This window comes from Enterococcus sp. AZ067, assembly GCF_051715005.1.
GTDB classification, from domain to species: domain Bacteria; phylum Bacillota; class Bacilli; order Lactobacillales; family Enterococcaceae; genus Enterococcus_D; species Enterococcus_D casseliflavus.
On record NZ_JBIOSY010000001.1, the window covers coordinates 3,722,920 to 3,739,373 of the forward strand.

Here is a 16,454-nt window from a genome sequence, read left to right on the forward strand (position 1 = left end):
GTTTGTCTGTACCCCTTACAAAAATTTAACCATCATCATTCAAAAGAAAAAGCCAGAACACAGGCGTGCTCTAGCTTGCTTTTGTCTATAGCTTTTGTTCGTCGCGGATACGCGCTTCTAATTCTTTTTGTTCTTGGTCTTTTTGCGCTTTGCGCTCTTCTTGTTCCATTTTCAAGCGGGCACGCTTGATTTCTGGATGCGGATCATTAACGACTAATTCCGCTTCGATTTCTTCAAGTGCTTGACCCACGCTTTTCACTGAATCAAAGTTTTCTAGTGTTGCTTGCGCACCGGCATCAAGTTCATGCGCCCGTTTGCTCGCTAAGATCACTAATGAATATTTTGAATTGACACGATCCAACAAAGAATCGATTGAAGGTTTTAACATCATATTTCTTACAGCTCCTCTAACATTTTGATATAGGTTCCGATCACTCGGTCAACGCGAAAATGTTCACTCGAAATAATTTCGCGAATTCGTTGGACTGCCTTAGGTACTTCATCATTGACAACGGCATAATCATATAAAGCCATCATTTCGATTTCTTCACGGGCGACACGCATCCGTTCATCGATCACTTCGGCAGAGTCGGTTCCTCTTCCTGTAATACGAGAGCGTAATTCTGCCAGATCAGGTGGCGTCAGAAAAATAAACACACCATCGGGAACTTTGTCTTTTACTTGTTTTGCCCCTTGCACTTCGATCTCTAAAAACACATCTTTTCCTTGATCCAGTGTCTGTTGGACATAAGATAATGGGGTTCCATAATAATTGCCGACATATTCGGCGTATTCCAGCATTTCACCGGCTTCGATCAAGGCTTCAAATTCTTCACGCGTGCGGAAATAGTAATCGACCCCTTCCACTTCCCCCTCGCGTTTTTGACGAGTGGTCATTGAAACGGAATATTGAAAATCGTTGTCGTCACTCTCAAAAATTGCTTTGCGCACGGTCCCTTTCCCTACTCCGGAAGGTCCTGATAAAACTATAAGTAATCCTCGCTCTGACATAATGACGTCCTTTCACTGACATTTGCTTAACGTCTATTTTGCACTTTTTTTCAGCAACTTTCAAGAACTACTTTATTATAATGGGAATTTCATGAAATTGCTAGTCTACACTTTGGCCGCTTTCTTAAAAGCCCATGTTGCTTAAGGTATTGATGACCCCTGCCAATTCGTCTTTAGCGGTGATCGCTTTTTCAGTAGGATCCGTCACTTCTTGGCAATCGATACGTACGATGTACCGACGATTTAAAGAAACAGCTACGCCATCAACTAATAGATGGAGAAAATCTGGCTCGATGGCTACGCAAGCATCTTCCCACGCAGAGAAATTCTCTTTGTCAGAAGGAATACTGCGCTTGATGACATTTTTTCCGCTTAGTTCGTGAAAGGTGATATCGTAATATTTCATTGGTTCATTCCTCCTACTCGATGTTTTGAACTTGTTCTCTGATTTTTTCAATGATCGTCTTCATTTGGACGACACTGTTTTTGATTTGGATCGGACTTGATTTTGAGCCAATCGTATTGACTTCTCGGTTCATCTCTTGAATCAAGAAATCCAGCTCTCGACCTATCGGTGTCTCAGCTGCCAGCAGCTCCGTCATCGTCGTTAAATGGATACTTAAACGATCCAGTTCTTCGTGGATATCGCCGCGTTCTAATAAAATCGCTAACTCTGTCAGTAAACGATCGCGATCGACTTCTTCCCCTAAATAAGCAGTCAGTTTCTTTTCAAAGCGTTCTTGGTAGTCCGCCTCATAGAGGGCCACGAATTGTTTGAGTTCTGTCAGCTTTTCCTGCAGCTGTCGCTGGTTTTCTTGCAAGATCTGCAAAATACCTTGCCCTTCCACCCAGCGGCTTTGATCGATCGCTGCCAGCGCTTGATCTAATGCTTCCATCACGCCATCGGCCAAGGTGCTTTCTTCTGGCTCTTGATCAGAGATCGTTAGAAAGGCCTCATGGAGCAGGAATTGTTCCAGCAATGCTGCTTTTGGCAGCTCTGCTAGGTCAAAACGGTCTTTGGCTTCGGTATCGATCTCCTGCATGAAACGTTCCAGCAAGTCCCATTGGATCTCGATCTGTTTCGTATTTGTGGTTTTTTCTTTTAACGTCACATACAATTCGATTCGTCCTCGCTGGAGGGTCTGCTTGATCGACTGCCGTAAAGCACCTTCTAGAGGATTCAATTGTTTGGGCATTCGCAGCTGCAGGTCCAAAAAGCGCTGATTGACACTTTTGATCTCAATTTCGATCTGCACATCTGGCGTTTCTGCACTGCCTTTGCCAAAACCAGTCATACTTTTCATTTGATCACTCCTCACCGTTTTGCTTTCTTACATGGAAAGCAGGGCTTTTTTTAGTTCTGCGAATTCTTCATTGGATAAGGTCACGCCTTTGCCCATCTTCTCGTGCTCTGGGCCCCAATCTCTCAGATCAAATTTTGGCGGACGCCCATTCCAGCTCACCAAATTCAATTCTTTGCGCCAGCCTCTTTGATTTTCCGAAAGCACGGCGATCTCTTCAACGATTTCATACGAAAATTTATCCATTTTCTGCTCCTTTCAAAAGATAGTGACTATACGCTGCCATTAAAGCAGTCAGCGGGTAACGCCGACGAATCTGCTGAAGGGCGGGCAGATTCAATTGCTGCGTCCGATAAAAAAAGAAAAAGCGGTTTTGCTCGGACAAGACAAAAAAACGGTCGCGATAATAGCTCAGCCACTCGGTGATCGACCAGGCATCGGCTTCTTCCACTGCCTTTAGCGCAATTTTTTCAGCTAAAGCCGTTAGAATCGTTTCCTGCTCATAAATCACTGTAGGCGCTAGATACAATACTTTCGCGGTACACTCTATCAGTATACGCCCCCACTGCTCAAATGGCACATCCTGTTGATAGAATTTACGCATTTTTTTCCAAAATTCTTTTTTCTTTAGTTCCTGATAAAGCAGCGGGTCTGTCTGGCGCAGCTCCTTCAAAAAGCCCCGCCATAACGGCTGAAAATCAACCGTCCTTTCAAAGGTATACCAATGGCCTTGGTATTTGCCGAACACTTTCAAGGTTTCCAAATAGCCTAAGGTCATATTATCCAGCGAACGCTGGGCATCAAAAACCAAAAAGCTGCCTAAGGACCAAGGAGACCCCAACGAAAGCTGCGCAGTTTCTTCCGTCACAACCGTCCTTTTATTGATGCCAGGTCCTTGGACATCCACGGCGATACATTCCGTTGCCCCTTGCTGGACAGCGACATCGATGGGCAGGTTGTTGCGATAGCCGCCATCGATGTAATAAGCGTCGTTAATTTTTTGCGCCTGCATCGCTGGATAAAATGAAGCGGATGCCAACAACCAATGTAGGTTTTCCTCTACTGCGGATGGATCAAAGGCATAAACCGTCTCCTTGAAATCGGGCAGACGAGTCGTACAGATCAGCAAACGACAAGCGGTTTGGCTGAATTTTTCTTGATCAAAGGTCTTTTGCAAAAGCTTTGCCAACGGTTCGGTACTGGCACCGTTGCTTTTGACCGCTTCGCGGACCAGCGAATTGGCTTGATTCATCAAATCTCGCAGCGTTTGGGCACGTACCGAAGCAAGCGGATAGTGCAATACTTGCTCGTTAGAGATATTTGCCCATAAATCGACGGCCGCTTCCACATCGTTCATTAAAATCAAGGCGCCATTCAAGGCACCGACGGAAGTTCCCGTGATCCATTTAAAGGTGATGCCCCGTTCTTGCAGCGCTTGCCAAACACCGATTTGATACGCCCCGTGAGCACCGCCACCGCCTAAAACCAGCGCCGTCTGATAAGCTAGCGCTTTTTGATACCCTTGAGGGACCACCTGATACCCTTGCTGGATAAACCACTCAGCCAAAGGGGTTCGATGAGGAAGCTGCCACAAGACAGCTGCTACAAAACGACTGCGAGCAAAGCTTTCTGTCACGGCTAGCAGTTGTTTCCAAGTAAAATCGGCGGCCGCTTCCACCAGCAGATTGGTGATAGTCAGTGTCTTTTGGTCAAAATCAAACTGCCCAGCAAGGTAAAGACGTCCGTAACGGCTGTCGATCTGCCAGCCATGCTGCGCTATATCGGCTAGAAAGGCTCGTCGCGCTTTTGAATGCGACTCAAAAAAGGAAAAGACGAGTCGGCATTCTTGAAATCCTGCCCTTTGTGCAAGAAAATCGATCGAAGTCAGTTTTTTCACTTTCATCAAGACGCCTCCTCAAGCAAAAAAGAATAGACGAATGACACGCCAGCTGCCGTACCACTCGAGCTATTCTTTTGATTAAAATGTTCGTTGTGCCATGTTGAATGCCGCCAGCATCTCATCCGTTGCTTCGTCGACAGGCGTTACAGATTCCAGATCACCTTGGATCACACGACGGGTGACACCGCCCATTTCGCCACAGGTGATCAGCGTGATCATTTTACGGCCTTCCACTTCGTCAAGCAAATAGACATCGGTCGGGTCGACCCGCACAGAAGAAGTCGCGGTATACGTGTAAATATTTTCCAGATCGGTCACATAGATAGCCGCCCCGATGGCGACATCATCCAATGGTGTAAACAAAAGCTCTGGCGATTGAGCGCGATGGCTGGCTAGTGCGTAATTGCCTTCCCCCATTTTTTGGGTGGGACTTAACGTACCAGCACCATACAGCAAGGCCTCGTTGGCCAAGCCTTTAAAAATCGGCAGATTGATCCCTACACTAGGAACCGCCACGCCGCCGATCACTGGCAAGGCTTTGTTGCTCAGCTGCGCCCGTAAGACTGCTTCTGAACTCGCCGGCTCCACGGCATCAAAATCAAAGGTCGCTTCCGCTTCCATATTTTTTTCCACATCACTGCGATCAATGGTGCCGACTGCGTAAGCTTCACCTGTTTGCTTAATAAAATAATTTTTGATTTGATTATTAAAAATCAATGCTAAACCAATCAATAACAGCAAAAGCAAAAAGAGATTGCTCAGCCAATTCGAAAGTCTGCGTTTCTTTTTTCTCATAGGTTTTCGTCTCCATTAGTTTCTTCTTTTATCATACCAAAATCCTCATAAAGACGCCAATTTTGGCCAGTTTTTTTACGAAAAGACAAGATTTGCCTTTTTTTGTCGAAAAAGGGAACTTAAAAATTGTTTTTTCTGTTATTTTGTAATATAACTTTAAACGAAAAGATACAAGCAATTTTCAGCGCTTTGTTGTAGAATGAACTTAGTATATAGGAGGGATCGATCGGCATGTCTAACACGATTTACGTACATATTGATACAACCAGCAATGCCGTCTTGACCCGCGGGCTTGCCCCCCAAGATTTTAACAAGAGCATCGTCCATCAGCCCAAGAATTTGCTCTTGCTTGATCCTTCCAGTGATTTCGGCGAATTCGACGGTCATACAGGCTTAAAAGTGATACGCGGAATGGAAGACGTCCAACTGTTTTTTCAGCAGGTCAACAAAGGTCGTGTTGCCGAAGAAATGAAGTGGATCGATTTTAATGATTACGAGATGGTCAAAGAATTGACGCCTTTAGAGATCTCCGAGTTGTTATATTTTGGCCACATGAAGACACACCTCCACTCCCCTTTCTTTTACAAACTGCAAAATAACTTTGTTTTCTTTGACTTAAAAGATGCACGTTCCCGCGTTTATTATCGCTATTTAGATGAATATTATCGGATCTTGGCGGATCGGATCACCCGCATCGTCTTAGAAAAAATCAATGATCGCCTCTCCTTTTTTAAAAAAGCAACACCGGTGGAAAAGCTCGATTTTAATTTGCTGAAAGAATTGCGGGGAATCATGCAAGAAGGCATCGTCTTTTGTCTAACACAAGAACAATTGATCGACAGAACCTATACGATCCCGATCTATCTGTCAGAAGATGCTGGCTTAAAAAACACGCTGGTCAATCAAAAAGAGCTGGATCAAATCGCTGTTTTACGCTATTCAGCCAGCAAAAAAAGCTGGTCGTTGGAAATCGACCAAGAAGATCTAGCGTTTGGCTTTATCGACAAAAAAATGTCTTGATGCTTCTCTTTCTCAAAGAGCATCAAGACATTTTTTGATGGTTCCATTTCTAAAACTAAGCTTTCGGGACAAATAATTTCGGGGCTGCCTTGACTAAGAGACCTAGGACGACCCCTACATAAACGATATTGATAATGACCGATGATCCATTAAAGATCAAGGAATACAGATACGGACTTTGTCCTGGCGGTGCGTACATTCCCCAGACAAAGACCCCAGCCCAATAATGCCAAAACCAACGGCTGATCACCGCCACGATGCCCCCTAAGACGACATACCACGTAACGGTTTTGCTGTTTTGACGGATCGCTTGCTGGATTTTATTAGCAAACAAGCCGCCCATCCCGCCAAAAGCAAAGGCAAAGGGGTATTCAAAGATAATCTGTGGAACGGTGATAAAGTTACGCATGGCGCTACCAATCAAGATATTCAGCAAGCCCCACATAAATCCAGCTGTCATTCCCGGCAGCACTCCGCGACGATACGAATACAAGACCAAGGGCACGAGACCTAGAGACAAGTCGATACTGGAATTGGCTGTCTGGATCGGGATATACGACAAGACGACCCCAATCGCAGCGATCATCGTTCCTTCCGTCCAGACCTGCAGCGACATTTTTCGTTTCAAAAAAAACTCCTCCTTTAGAATCATCACAATTCACAAAGGAGAAGTGTTGGACACTTCAACTCGTCACAATTCCTACGTTCGCATGATCGAAACAGGTACGAAGGGTTTAGAGTACTCTCATTCTCAGCCTTTGCAGACTCCCCTTTGTGATTAGATTCTATTTTATTTTTTGCTTGCATTTCGCAAGTCACTTTCAAGAATACCATAAATTGGTGAAAAGAAACATGACTGCGATCGTTTTTTCTAAAAACATCCTGAAACTCCTCAGAAAAAAACAGCCCATGAGCGACTAAAGACCGACCATTGGCTGTTGTTCTCATGCTTATGAGACACGATTAAATTGATAATTTTGATTCAAACAGTGGACTGACTGGTTTGTTCTCATGGATTCGTTTGATCGCTTCGCCCATCAAGGCACCGACACTGATCTCATCGATTTTTTTCGACTTGCGGTCTTCTGGCAAGTGAATCGAATCTGTCACAACTAGATGCTCAATGGCAGAATCTTCGATCCGTTCCAAGGCAGGTCCTGACAAGACAGGGTGGGTACATGAGGCGTAAACACTTTTAGCACCTGCTTGTTTCAACGCATTCGCAGCCAATGTGATGGTACCAGCAGTATCAATCATATCGTCGATCAAGACACAAGTTTTGCCTTCAACATGACCAATGATATTCATGACTTCTGCTACGTTGGCTTTCGGACGACGTTTGTCGATGATCGCGATTGGTGACTTAAGAAACTCAGCTAATTTACGGGCACGAGTCACGCCCCCGTGGTCTGGTGAAACGACGACGACGTCATCGCCTTGAATGCCTCTTTCCAAGAAGTAGTTGGCGATCAATGGTGCACCCATCAAGTGGTCAACTGGGATATCAAAGAACCCTTGAATCTGTGAGGCATGCAAATCCAGTGTAACCATGCGGTTCGCACCGGCTTTTTCGATCATGTTTGCTACAAGTTTTGCGGTGATTGGTTCTCTTGATCGCGCTTTGCGGTCTTGTCTTGCATAACCATAATAAGGCATTACTACATTGATCGTCTTCGCACTGGCGCGCTTCAAAGCATCGATCATGATCAGCAATTCCATTAAGTTATCGTTTACAGGGCTGCTGGTTGATTGAATCACGTAGACGTGGGCACCACGAATACTTTCTTCAATATTCACTTGGATTTCACCATCGCTAAATTGTTTGACTGAACACTTACCTAATTCAACACCTACTGCAGCTGCGATTTTTTCCGCCAAAGGACGATTTGAGTTCAGAGAAAAAATCTTCAATCTTGGATCAAAATAATGATTTGACATGAGAACCTCCACTTTCTTTGCGTTCATCTAGAAAAAAATGACTCCTTTTACTAGAATCTTCTTCCTAATAAATAGTAGTCATTTTTCCTTAAGAAATCAAGTCATTTCGCTATTTCTAATTTAGATAAGGCAACTTTTTCGCGTAATCCGCTTTATTTTCCTGACGGGCGCGGGCAATCGCCATACTGTGTTTAGGAATATCTTTGGTGATCGTTGAGCCAGCAGCGATCATCGTTTCCTCTTCGATGGTCAATGGTGCAACTAGATTGGAGCCAGAGCCGATAAAGCAATTGTCGCCGACAGTCGTTTTGAATTTGCTCTTGCCGTCATAATTAACAAAGACTACGCCGCAACCGACATTGATGTTTTTGCCTAAGGTCGCATCGCCAACATAAGACAAGTGTCCGACTTTGGTGCCTTCACCAATCGTCGCATTTTTGACCTCCACAAAGTTCCCGATATGGGCATGGGCCAAAATTTCCGCATGGGGACGAAGATGGGCATTGGGACCGACATCGGCGCCATCATGAATGATGCTCTCCTCGATCGTCGATGCCTTGATCGTCACTTGGTTGCCGATCTTGCTGTCTTCTATTTCAGAAGCTGCCGTAATGACACAGTCTTCTCCGATCGTCGTCTTCCCTTTGATGGTGACACCGGCTTCGATCAGAGTATCTGAGCCGATCACAACACCTTCGTCGATATAAGTCGTTGCCGGATCGATCAAGGTCACGCCATTTTGCATGTGCTGACGATTGATCCGCTGACGCATCAAGCGATTGGCTTCGGCTAAGGCGATGCGGTCATTGACTCCTAATGATTCATGAAAATCTTCGGTTTGATAAGCAGCGATGATTTTGCCGTCTTCCTTTAAGATCTCGATGATATCAGTCAAGTAGTACTCCCCTTGGGCATTGTCCGTATCTAATTTTGCCAAGGCGTCAAATAACAATTCATTATCGAAGCAATACGTCCCTGTATTGATTTCTTGGATCAGCGCTTCTTCGATCGACGCATCTTTTTGCTCAACGATTTTCTCCACGATACCGACACGATCCCGCACGATTCGGCCATAGCCTGTTGGGTCTGCCGCTTGCGCAGTTAAGATCGTCGCCGACGCATTTTTCCCTTGGTGGTAATCGAACAAGTTATTCAAGGTTTCCGTCGTCAATAACGGTGTATCCCCACTGATCACTAAGGTCGTCCCTTTTTTGCCTTTTAAAAATGATTCGGCTTGAACGACAGCATGGCCCGTACCCAATTGTTCGGCTTGTAAAGCATAGTTGGTGCGATCCCCCAGTTGCTCTTTGACCATTTCTGCCCCGTGACCGACGATCGTCACGATCTCTTCAGGATTTGTTTCCACCACTCGATTCATGATGTGCTCCACCATTGGTTTGCCACAGACGGGATGTAACACTTTATATAACTTCGATTTCATGCGCGTGCCTTTTCCAGCCGCTAAAATTATTGCAAAACGTGCGTCCACGTATTCCACTCCTATCAATCTGAACGATTTTTGTTCATTGAATTTCCTATAAACAGTTTAGCCCAAGTACTTGTAAATTTCAACGATTTAAGGAATCCCCACCTAGACCAATCAAAAAAAAGACTGGCGGCCGCCGTTTAAAAAACAGCTGCTTGCGCCAGTCTAAGAGCCACAAAAAATCAGGCTTTTTTCTCAAAGTAATTTCCCGGTACTACCGAGATCGTTTTGGTCTGGGTATCGACATCTTCAACATACAGCAGAGAACTGTAATCGCTGATGGCCCGCTTGCCTTTGAATTTCGTTTCGGCAAAAACCGTAATACCGACTAATTCGGCTTCAAATTCTTCAATCAAGCTCTTCATCCCATTGACCGTGCCGCCGCCTTTCATAAAGTCATCGACCACCAATACTCTAGAGCCGCGCTTTAAGCTGCGCTTGGATAATTCCATTTTTTCGATGCGCTCTGAAGAACCAGAGACATAATTGACACTCACGGTCGAGCCTTCAGTGATCTTGGAATCACGACGCACGATCACGAAGGGAACATTCAAGTAGTAAGAGACTGCTTGAGCGATCGGCACTCCTTTAGTAGCAACGGTCATCACCGCATCGATTTGTTCGCCTAAATATTTTGAAGCGATGATGCGGCCGACTTGGCGCAGCAATTCCGGTTCGCCTAATAAGTCAGATAGATAAACATAGCCGCCAGGCAACAAACGGTCTTGCTCAGACAGGCGTTCTGCCAGCCCTTCGACGTACGCATACGCTTCTTCTTCAGAAATTTCAGGCACAAAAAAAACACCGCCAGCAGCGCCTGGCACGGTATCAAGAATGCCTGTTCCTCGTTCTTTAAAGGTCTTTTTGATAATAGATAAATCTTCGCTAATCGATGATTTTGCAGAGGCATATCGTTTAGAAAAGAAGGACAATGAAATCAATTCATGGGGATGATTCAACAAGTAATGTGTCATATCGATCAGTCGTTCACTTCGACGTATTTTCACACCGGACAACTCCTTTAGTTTATTCGCCTTATTATAAGGCTTTTTCGGGATAAATGCGAGCATTATCTAAAATATTGCTTATATTGTTCGGTTTTGATTAGAGTTTAAAAAAAAGAAACGAAAATTCTTCGTTTCTTTTTCATAAAGCCCTTTATTTTAGGCGTTGTTTTCGTTGGACGAGGATCACGATGCGTTTGATCAAATTGATCACTAAGAAAAGAGCGATAAAAACCAGCGTGATCGTCGCACCCGGTGGTGTGTCCAAATAAAAGGAACTGGTCAAACCAGACATCATCCCAATCATGCCGATCACGACACTGATCAAAATCACGGCATTGAAGCTCTTGCCTAAACGCATACTGATGGCAGCTGGTAAAACCATGATCGCAGAGATCAACAATGCACCCGCAATCGGGATCATCATGGCGATTGCCACCCCCGTCAAAACATTAAAGAGCATCGACATCACTCGCACAGGCAAGCCATCGACATGGGCGGTATCTTCATCAAAGGTCAAAATGTACATGGGCCGTTTGAATAAGAAGAATAAAGCAAAAACGACTAAAAACAAAAAGCCTAAGATCCAGACTTGTTCTTGTGTGATCGTAACGATCGACCCAAACAAATACGATTGGATACTCGTTGCGGAGTTCCCCCCGCTAAGGTTCATCAAGACGAGGGCTAACGCTAAGCCGCCAGACATCAAAATGGCGATCGAGATCTCTGAATAACTGCGGTACAGTGTTCGCAAGTATTCCAAAATGATTGCGGCAATGACTACGATCAATAGCGTCGTCAAACTCGGATTTAGATTTAGAAAGAAGCCCAGTGCCACCCCTGCTAAAGAGACATGGGACAGCGTATCAGCCATCAATGACTGTCGCCGAATCACTAGAAAGACCCCCAGCATCGGTGCGATACCAGCAATAAAAATCGCCGCAAGAAAAGCTCTTCTCATGAATTCATATGAAAGCAACGCCATGGTGAATCCTCCTTCCGCACTAAACGGATCTGACGGTCCGCGTATTCTTTGATATCTTCATGATCATGGGTGATCATCAAAATCGACTTGCCGTGGTCATGAGCATTGTGCCGTAGCAGTTCATAAAACAGATTGCGGGATTGTTCATCCATCCCCGTAGTCGGTTCATCTAAAATAAATAAATCAGGGTCCGTGGCAAAGACCCGTGCCAAGCTGATCCGCTGCTTTTGGCCACCGGACAACTCGCCGATCCGTTTATGACGCACGTCCCACATCCCGACGGCATCTAATGCACGGCGGACATGTTCATGGTCTCGTTTCGTCAAGCGCTTGAACCAGCGATCTCTTGGGTAGCGGCCCGATTGGACCAATTCCAAAACGGTGCTGGGGAACCCGACGTTAAAGGAAGCAATCTGCTGAGGAATGTAGCCGATGCTTAATTTTTCACCAGCAGCATTTTTGGTCGCCAAGGTGACTGCTCCTTTAGAAGGTTTCAACAAACCAAGGGTTGCTTTGATCAAAGTAGATTTTGCCGCCCCATTTTCGCCAGTCAAAATCACGAATTCGCCGTCTTCGACAAAGTAGGAAATGTCTTCCAAGACGGGCTCATCATCATAATAAAAGGTCAAATCTTTTACATCGATATAACGCACGCAGGCGCCTCCTTAGTGAATACTTTTTTGTAATGCTGCCAAATTGTCTTCCATTACAGACAGGTATGTTTCGCCGTTATCCATCTGCTCTTGCGTCAAGCTTTCTAATGGATTCAAGACCGCCAGCTCCACTCCTGTTTCAGACGCTAAGGTCTCAGCCACCTTCGATGACGCGTTTTCTTCAAAATAGATAACTTTGACTTGTTTTTCTTCTACATATTCTTTCAGCTCAGCCAACCGACTTGGTGTTGGTTCTTGATCGGGTGAAATGCCCGAAATCGATTCTTCGACTAAATCATACTGCCGTGCCAAATAGCCAAAGGCTGCGTGCTGCGTAACGAAGGTTCGTTGGGTCGCATCCTTTAACGCCGCTTGGTAGGCTTCATCTAAAGCAGAAAGCTTTTCGATATAGGCAGCTGCATTTTCCGTGAAAGTTGCCTTTTGCTCAGGAAACTTCGCAATCAAGTCATCGCGGATCGTTTCTACTTCTTGGATCGCTAAGACTGGGTCGGTCCAAACATGAGGATCGTACGTATGATCATGGCCTTCATGGCTGTCTTCGCTTTCGTGATCATGCGCGTCATGATCTTCCTCCTCTGTGCCTTCCACCAACTGAATGTTTTTGGCCGCTTCGATCACGGCTGTTTGCTCAGGATCGACGGAATCCGTCAAACTAGCGACCCAAGTTTCTAGCTCAGGACTATTGTAGACAAAGGCATCTGCATCCATGATTTTGGTCATATCTTTGGCACTTGGCTCATAGTCATGAGGTTCGGTTCCTGCAGGGATCAACAAGGAGACCTCTGCTGCATCGCCTACGACTTCTTTCGTAAATTCGTACATTGGATAAAACGTCGTGACGATCGACAGCTTCTCTGTGTCACTCGATTGGCTTGTCGCTTCTTGCTGCCCACAAGCGCCAAGAAGCACGCCCCCTAAAAGGAGTGCTGTAGTAAGTAAGATTTTTTTCATCGGGATTTCCCCTTCCATTTGCTGGCTCTTCTTTTTATTTTAAAACGGAACAACTCCGTTTTGTTAGCAAAAGTTACTCTATCAAATGATTTCCGGTTCGTCAAGACAAATCGTACGTTTTACGATTTAAAACTTTTATTTCGAGATAAATCGGAAAACATAGGAGAAAACGTTCATTTGAAGCGGATTCTTCTCTCAGGAACTTAGCCATATTTTACGCCATTCGCCATGCGCCCCTGCTGTACCAGCTTGAAAAATTAGAGAGTATGTAGGATAATAACCTAAAAGCACTTGGAGGAAACGAAGATGAACGAATTTGTAACTGTGCCGCCAACTGTAAACAACAGCGACTTGTTGACTCGAATCGTCTTACCAGAAGATCCTGCATCGCAGCAAACCGAAGAAATCCGCAAAACGATCGACAAACCATTGTATGAAGAAGACAAAAAGAAAAAATCCGCAAAGAAGCAGCACCAAAAAGAATAGCCTTTGCTTTACGTAAAGAATCAGTCCCCGACGCCTTATTTTCGTCGGGGACTTTTTTGTAGGGCAGCTTCTAGATGCTTCCTTCCCCACTTCAGCTGCCTTTTTCTTTACTATTGAAATAGAAGGCATACAAAAAAACACAGGCGAATTCAGCCTGTGTCCTTGACTCATTCATTTCAATGTACGTACAAGATAAACCTCATCGCAGAATCCTTTTAAGGCATTATAGACCCGCTGTGCCCGCGAATATTTTTGACAAAGAGCAAAGACAGTCGGTCCGCTGCCGGTCATCAAGGCAACATCTGCGCCGTATTTCATCATGCGATCTTTGATCTGTTGGACGATCGGATACTTCGGGATCGTGATGGCTTCTAGGCTATTGCCCATGGCAGCGATCATTGCTGGATAATCTTCGGCTAAGACGGCGGCCGACAATGCTGCGATATCTGGATGGTGCAGTTGGTCTAGCTCGACTTCTTGAAAGATTTTCCCCGTTGAAACACTCAAACGAGGTTTAACCAAGATGACCCAACATTGCGGCATCGGCCGCAGCGGCGTCACCAGCTCCCCTTTTCCTGCAATATGGGAAGTGGTCCCATAAAGACAGTAGGGAACATCGGTGCCGACTTCCATACCAATATCGATCAGCTCTGCCATGGAAAGGTCTAAATCCCAGAGGCGAACCATCCCCCGCAGCGCTGCCGCACAATCCGTACTGCCCCCACCTAACCCAGCTGCCACCGGGATATTCTTGGTGATGCGGATACGGATGCCTTTTTTTATGCCGTAGCGTTTTTTTAAGATACTGGCGGCTTGATAGACATTATTGCGTTTGTCGATCGGCAAAAAGGCTTTGTTGGTTTCTATAATGATCTTATCTTCTGCTATCTCTTCCATTATCAGACGGTCGGCTAGATCAACACTAGACATCACCATTTCCAACTCATGGTAGCCGTCTGTTCTTTTCTCTAACACATCGAGACCGAGGTTGATCTTAGCTGGCGCTTTTTCAATAATCTCCATCTTCATTCATCCAATCATCTGATAGTTATTTAGTTCTATCATAGCAGATTCTTATAAGATAGTTGAGTGATTTCTCTTGTTTTTATGATTGTTGCCATTTTGGTTGCCCTTTGGCTTGGTTCCTCGTAAAATAGAAGTACCAACTCAATAGATAAAAGAAAGCGGGGGAACCACATGGCAAATTTGATTCCAAGAGATTTCGCAGGCGGCGAAGAACTATTAGGCAAATTAATGAACAGTTTTTGGCAAGAACGGCAAATGAATACGGACATTAAAGAGTACGAAGACAAGTATCTCGTTCAAGCAGATTTACCCGGCATCAAGAAAGAAAACATCCGCGTCAGTTACGTCAACAACACGCTGACGATTTCAGCGGCTCAAACAGAGACCACGGAAACCGAGGAGGATTTCGGACATTATTTGCGCAAAGAACGCTCTAGCAGTGCCTATCAACGGACCTTCACCATCACAGACATTGATGACGAGTCCATTAAAGCAGTGTTTGAAGACGGCGTTTTGACCCTGACGTTACCAAAAGCCAGCTACAAAGATGCACCCGCAAAAAATATTCCGATCGAATAACCGAGATACCAAAAAGGCAGTCCCTTCAGAGAACGCTCTGGGGGAACTGCCTTTTCTTATTTGCGTGCTTGTCGTCGATACGCCTGTCTTGAGGTCTGTGGTTCTTCTTCAGAAATCTCTTTTTTGACGTACAATTTCAAACTGTATGGTTCATGGTATTTCACATCATTTTTGATAAAATCACCGCCAGTGATAAATAAGCCCACTGGCTCTAAGGGCTGTTTGCCTGTCCATTGGATCGTGCCGACTTTCGTCATCTCCGTGTAGCTAGTACCGATCTGCAATGCGTACTCATTTTCCCCTTGCTGTTTGACAAAATAGTAAGGATACAAGGTGTTTTTCGGGATCGTAAAGCCGTTGGATGACGGTTTGATCGCCAATTCTTCTTGAGCGATCAAGGTCTGCAAATGATTCGCCAATACCAGCTGATAGTCTTCTTCAAAATGGATCACCGCTTTTTCAGTCGTCAAACGATCAATGTCGGTGGTGCTGATGGTTTCTCCTTCAATATTGAAGACTTCGTCTGGTAAAACTTTGACAAAGGCCTGAGTGACATCGAACTTCATATTTTTGTTTAAGAAATAATAGAAGATATTCAGTACCCAGAAGTAGACTAAGACCAAAAAGCCGACCGTATAAAGGATCGCTTGAAAATAGTTTTGGTTCGCAAACATCCCGTAGACGATCCGCAAAATATACGCCGTTGGAATGATACTGAGGATGGTATAGGCACGGTTCAAATATTTAGGACTGATATCGAGATAGCCCAAAAATTTATGGATGCCGTTGATTAAATCTAAAATAAGCGTCATTTTCTCACCTACTCATTTCCTTGATTCTCATCCATGATCCCTTGTGGATCTGGCGTGGTCTCTTCACTTGAAGAAGGTGTTTCCTGATTGTTTTCCGATGGTGCTGGTGAAACATTGGCATCGCTTGATGGCGTCGTTTCTGCAGGCACCGAAGAAGACGGAGTCGTTGCTGGTGTTGCTGGTTCACTGCTGGATGACGGTGTTGTCTGCTGGTCATCGTTCGTCGGTTGTGAGTCCGTGCTAGCAGGTGTCTGATTTTGACTGTCTTCTGTCATCGAAGAGGGTGTGCTTTCACTTGGTGCTTGTTCGGTCGTTTCTGTCGTCTCTGTCGTTTCCGTCGCACGACTTGGTTGGCGGTAGCTGCCTGAATTCACCACGCCGGTGGCAGTGGCAATGATCGTTGATATCGTTAAAAGTGCAATTGGTTTTAAAATAGGCGGGACTTTTCGCATGATTCTCATCCTTTTCTTACCCGATGTTACCCAT

The 16,454-nt window shown here is 45.1% G+C and carries 20 protein-coding genes and 1 riboswitch; of the genes, 3 read left to right on the forward strand and 17 right to left on the reverse strand.

What is annotated here, in order from left to right; all coding sequences use genetic code 11:
• Nucleotides 1-85: 85 nt before the first annotated feature.
• The 7 genes from rpoZ to IGI82_RS17635 form a co-directional block, all read right to left on the reverse strand.
• A complete protein-coding gene (rpoZ, locus tag IGI82_RS17605; RefSeq protein ID WP_005232977.1) occupies nt 86-391 on the reverse strand; it encodes a DNA-directed RNA polymerase subunit omega in 306 nt (101 codons plus the stop codon).
• A 5-nt stretch (nt 392-396) separates the two neighbouring features.
• Complete coding sequence (gene gmk / locus IGI82_RS17610; protein ID WP_005230308.1) at nt 397-1,011, reverse strand: guanylate kinase; 615 nt, start codon at nt 1,009-1,011, stop codon at nt 397-399.
• A gap of 124 nt (nt 1,012-1,135) precedes the next feature.
• On the reverse strand, nt 1,136-1,417 hold the full coding sequence (locus tag IGI82_RS17615; protein ID WP_005230307.1) for a hypothetical protein: 282 nt from the start codon (nt 1,415-1,417) through the stop codon (nt 1,136-1,138).
• Nucleotides 1,418-1,430: 13 nt separating this feature from the next.
• Nucleotides 1,431-2,315: a YicC/YloC family endoribonuclease gene (locus IGI82_RS17620; protein WP_010748861.1), complete on the reverse strand. Its 885-nt coding sequence runs from the start codon at nt 2,313-2,315 to the stop codon at nt 1,431-1,433.
• A 27-nt stretch (nt 2,316-2,342) separates the two neighbouring features.
• Nucleotides 2,343-2,558: a YdbC family protein gene (locus IGI82_RS17625; RefSeq protein WP_005230288.1), complete on the reverse strand. Its 216-nt coding sequence runs from the start codon at nt 2,556-2,558 to the stop codon at nt 2,343-2,345.
• Entirely contained in the window at nt 2,551-4,215 is a 1,665-nt protein-coding gene (locus tag IGI82_RS17630; protein WP_438842583.1) for a patatin-like phospholipase family protein, read from the reverse strand. The genes IGI82_RS17625 and IGI82_RS17630 overlap by 8 nt, the downstream gene beginning before the upstream one ends.
• Nucleotides 4,216-4,290: 75 nt before the next feature.
• Entirely contained in the window at nt 4,291-5,007 is a 717-nt protein-coding gene (locus tag IGI82_RS17635; RefSeq protein WP_005230283.1) for a class A sortase, read from the reverse strand.
• A gap of 231 nt (nt 5,008-5,238) precedes the next feature.
• Between IGI82_RS17635 and IGI82_RS17640 the strand changes: the two genes are divergently transcribed.
• Entirely contained in the window at nt 5,239-6,027 is a 789-nt protein-coding gene (locus IGI82_RS17640) for a hypothetical protein (RefSeq protein ID WP_010748859.1), read from the forward strand.
• Between the two features lie 55 nt (nt 6,028-6,082).
• Here IGI82_RS17640 and thiT read toward each other — a convergent pair whose 3' ends face one another.
• From thiT to IGI82_RS17675, 7 genes are all read right to left on the reverse strand, one after another.
• Entirely contained in the window at nt 6,083-6,655 is a 573-nt protein-coding gene (gene thiT, locus IGI82_RS17645) for an energy-coupled thiamine transporter ThiT (protein WP_015510621.1), read from the reverse strand.
• Between the two features lie 52 nt (nt 6,656-6,707).
• Nucleotides 6,708-6,809: riboswitch (TPP riboswitch) on the reverse strand.
• Between the two features lie 181 nt (nt 6,810-6,990).
• The gene (locus IGI82_RS17650; protein ID WP_005230276.1) at nt 6,991-7,965 is read right to left on the reverse strand and encodes a ribose-phosphate diphosphokinase; all 975 of its coding nucleotides are present in this window, start codon (nt 7,963-7,965) and stop codon (nt 6,991-6,993) included.
• A 115-nt stretch (nt 7,966-8,080) separates the two neighbouring features.
• A complete protein-coding gene (gene glmU, locus IGI82_RS17655; protein ID WP_005230274.1) occupies nt 8,081-9,454 on the reverse strand; it encodes a bifunctional UDP-N-acetylglucosamine diphosphorylase/glucosamine-1-phosphate N-acetyltransferase GlmU in 1,374 nt (457 codons plus the stop codon).
• Nucleotides 9,455-9,633: 179 nt separating this feature from the next.
• The gene (gene purR / locus IGI82_RS17660; protein ID WP_005230273.1) at nt 9,634-10,458 is read right to left on the reverse strand and encodes a pur operon repressor; all 825 of its coding nucleotides are present in this window, start codon (nt 10,456-10,458) and stop codon (nt 9,634-9,636) included.
• A 151-nt stretch (nt 10,459-10,609) separates the two neighbouring features.
• Nucleotides 10,610-11,440 carry a metal ABC transporter permease gene (locus tag IGI82_RS17665; protein WP_005230272.1) on the reverse strand — a complete coding sequence of 277 codons (831 nt, stop codon included), beginning with the start codon at nt 11,438-11,440 and terminating at the stop codon, nt 10,610-10,612.
• On the reverse strand, nt 11,413-12,093 hold the full coding sequence (locus IGI82_RS17670; RefSeq protein ID WP_005232967.1) for a metal ABC transporter ATP-binding protein: 681 nt from the start codon (nt 12,091-12,093) through the stop codon (nt 11,413-11,415). Before IGI82_RS17670 ends, IGI82_RS17665 begins: the two co-directional genes overlap by 28 nt.
• Nucleotides 12,094-12,105: 12 nt before the next feature.
• Nucleotides 12,106-13,065: a metal ABC transporter substrate-binding protein gene (locus IGI82_RS17675; protein ID WP_034696266.1), complete on the reverse strand. Its 960-nt coding sequence runs from the start codon at nt 13,063-13,065 to the stop codon at nt 12,106-12,108.
• Nucleotides 13,066-13,371: 306 nt separating this feature from the next.
• Here IGI82_RS17675 and IGI82_RS17680 point away from each other — a divergent pair, with 306 nt between their 5' ends.
• On the forward strand, nt 13,372-13,551 hold the full coding sequence (locus tag IGI82_RS17680) for a hypothetical protein (protein WP_005230269.1): 180 nt from the start codon (nt 13,372-13,374) through the stop codon (nt 13,549-13,551).
• A gap of 171 nt (nt 13,552-13,722) precedes the next feature.
• On the opposite strand, the gene ispE is transcribed toward IGI82_RS17680, so the two are convergent.
• On the reverse strand, nt 13,723-14,574 hold the full coding sequence (gene ispE / locus IGI82_RS17685) for a 4-(cytidine 5'-diphospho)-2-C-methyl-D-erythritol kinase (protein WP_005230268.1): 852 nt from the start codon (nt 14,572-14,574) through the stop codon (nt 13,723-13,725).
• 174 nt (nt 14,575-14,748) lie between these two features.
• On the opposite strand from ispE, the gene IGI82_RS17690 reads away from it, so the two are divergent.
• A complete protein-coding gene (locus IGI82_RS17690; protein WP_005230267.1) occupies nt 14,749-15,156 on the forward strand; it encodes an Hsp20/alpha crystallin family protein in 408 nt (135 codons plus the stop codon).
• A 56-nt stretch (nt 15,157-15,212) separates the two neighbouring features.
• On the opposite strand, the gene IGI82_RS17695 is transcribed toward IGI82_RS17690, so the two are convergent.
• Both IGI82_RS17695 and IGI82_RS17700 read right to left on the reverse strand, forming a co-directional pair.
• On the reverse strand, nt 15,213-15,968 hold the full coding sequence (locus tag IGI82_RS17695; RefSeq protein WP_005230266.1) for a DUF6681 family protein: 756 nt from the start codon (nt 15,966-15,968) through the stop codon (nt 15,213-15,215).
• A gap of 8 nt (nt 15,969-15,976) precedes the next feature.
• Nucleotides 15,977-16,420, reverse strand: coding sequence for a hypothetical protein (locus IGI82_RS17700; protein WP_060791861.1), 444 nt, complete (start codon nt 16,418-16,420; stop codon nt 15,977-15,979).
• Nucleotides 16,421-16,454: the final 34 nt, after the last annotated feature.

Bases quoted from the DNA above. Each gene is read 5' to 3' on its own strand.
- rpoZ (WP_005232977.1), bottom strand. From the start codon at position 391: ATGATGTTAAAACCTTCAATCGATTCTTTGTTGGATCGTGTCAATTCA.
- gmk (WP_005230308.1), bottom strand. From the start codon at position 1,011: ATGTCAGAGCGAGGATTACTTATAGTTTTATCAGGACCTTCCGGAGTA.
- IGI82_RS17615 (WP_005230307.1), bottom strand. From the start codon at position 1,417: ATGAAATATTACGATATCACCTTTCACGAACTAAGCGGAAAAAATGTC.
- IGI82_RS17620 (WP_010748861.1), bottom strand. From the start codon at position 2,315: ATGAAAAGTATGACTGGTTTTGGCAAAGGCAGTGCAGAAACGCCAGAT.
- IGI82_RS17625 (WP_005230288.1), bottom strand. From the start codon at position 2,558: ATGGATAAATTTTCGTATGAAATCGTTGAAGAGATCGCCGTGCTTTCG.
- IGI82_RS17630 (WP_438842583.1), bottom strand. From the start codon at position 4,215: ATGAAAGTGAAAAAACTGACTTCGATCGATTTTCTTGCACAAAGGGCA.
- IGI82_RS17635 (WP_005230283.1), bottom strand. From the start codon at position 5,007: ATGAGAAAAAAGAAACGCAGACTTTCGAATTGGCTGAGCAATCTCTTT.
- IGI82_RS17640 (WP_010748859.1), top strand. From the start codon at position 5,239: ATGTCTAACACGATTTACGTACATATTGATACAACCAGCAATGCCGTC.
- IGI82_RS17650 (WP_005230276.1), bottom strand. From the start codon at position 7,965: ATGTCAAATCATTATTTTGATCCAAGATTGAAGATTTTTTCTCTGAAC.
- IGI82_RS17665 (WP_005230272.1), bottom strand. From the start codon at position 11,440: ATGGCGTTGCTTTCATATGAATTCATGAGAAGAGCTTTTCTTGCGGCG.
- IGI82_RS17675 (WP_034696266.1), bottom strand. From the start codon at position 13,065: ATGAAAAAAATCTTACTTACTACAGCACTCCTTTTAGGGGGCGTGCTT.
- IGI82_RS17680 (WP_005230269.1), top strand. From the start codon at position 13,372: ATGAACGAATTTGTAACTGTGCCGCCAACTGTAAACAACAGCGACTTG.
- ispE (WP_005230268.1), bottom strand. From the start codon at position 14,574: ATGGAGATTATTGAAAAAGCGCCAGCTAAGATCAACCTCGGTCTCGAT.
- IGI82_RS17690 (WP_005230267.1), top strand. From the start codon at position 14,749: ATGGCAAATTTGATTCCAAGAGATTTCGCAGGCGGCGAAGAACTATTA.
- IGI82_RS17695 (WP_005230266.1), bottom strand. From the start codon at position 15,968: ATGACGCTTATTTTAGATTTAATCAACGGCATCCATAAATTTTTGGGC.
- IGI82_RS17700 (WP_060791861.1), bottom strand. From the start codon at position 16,420: ATGCGAAAAGTCCCGCCTATTTTAAAACCAATTGCACTTTTAACGATA.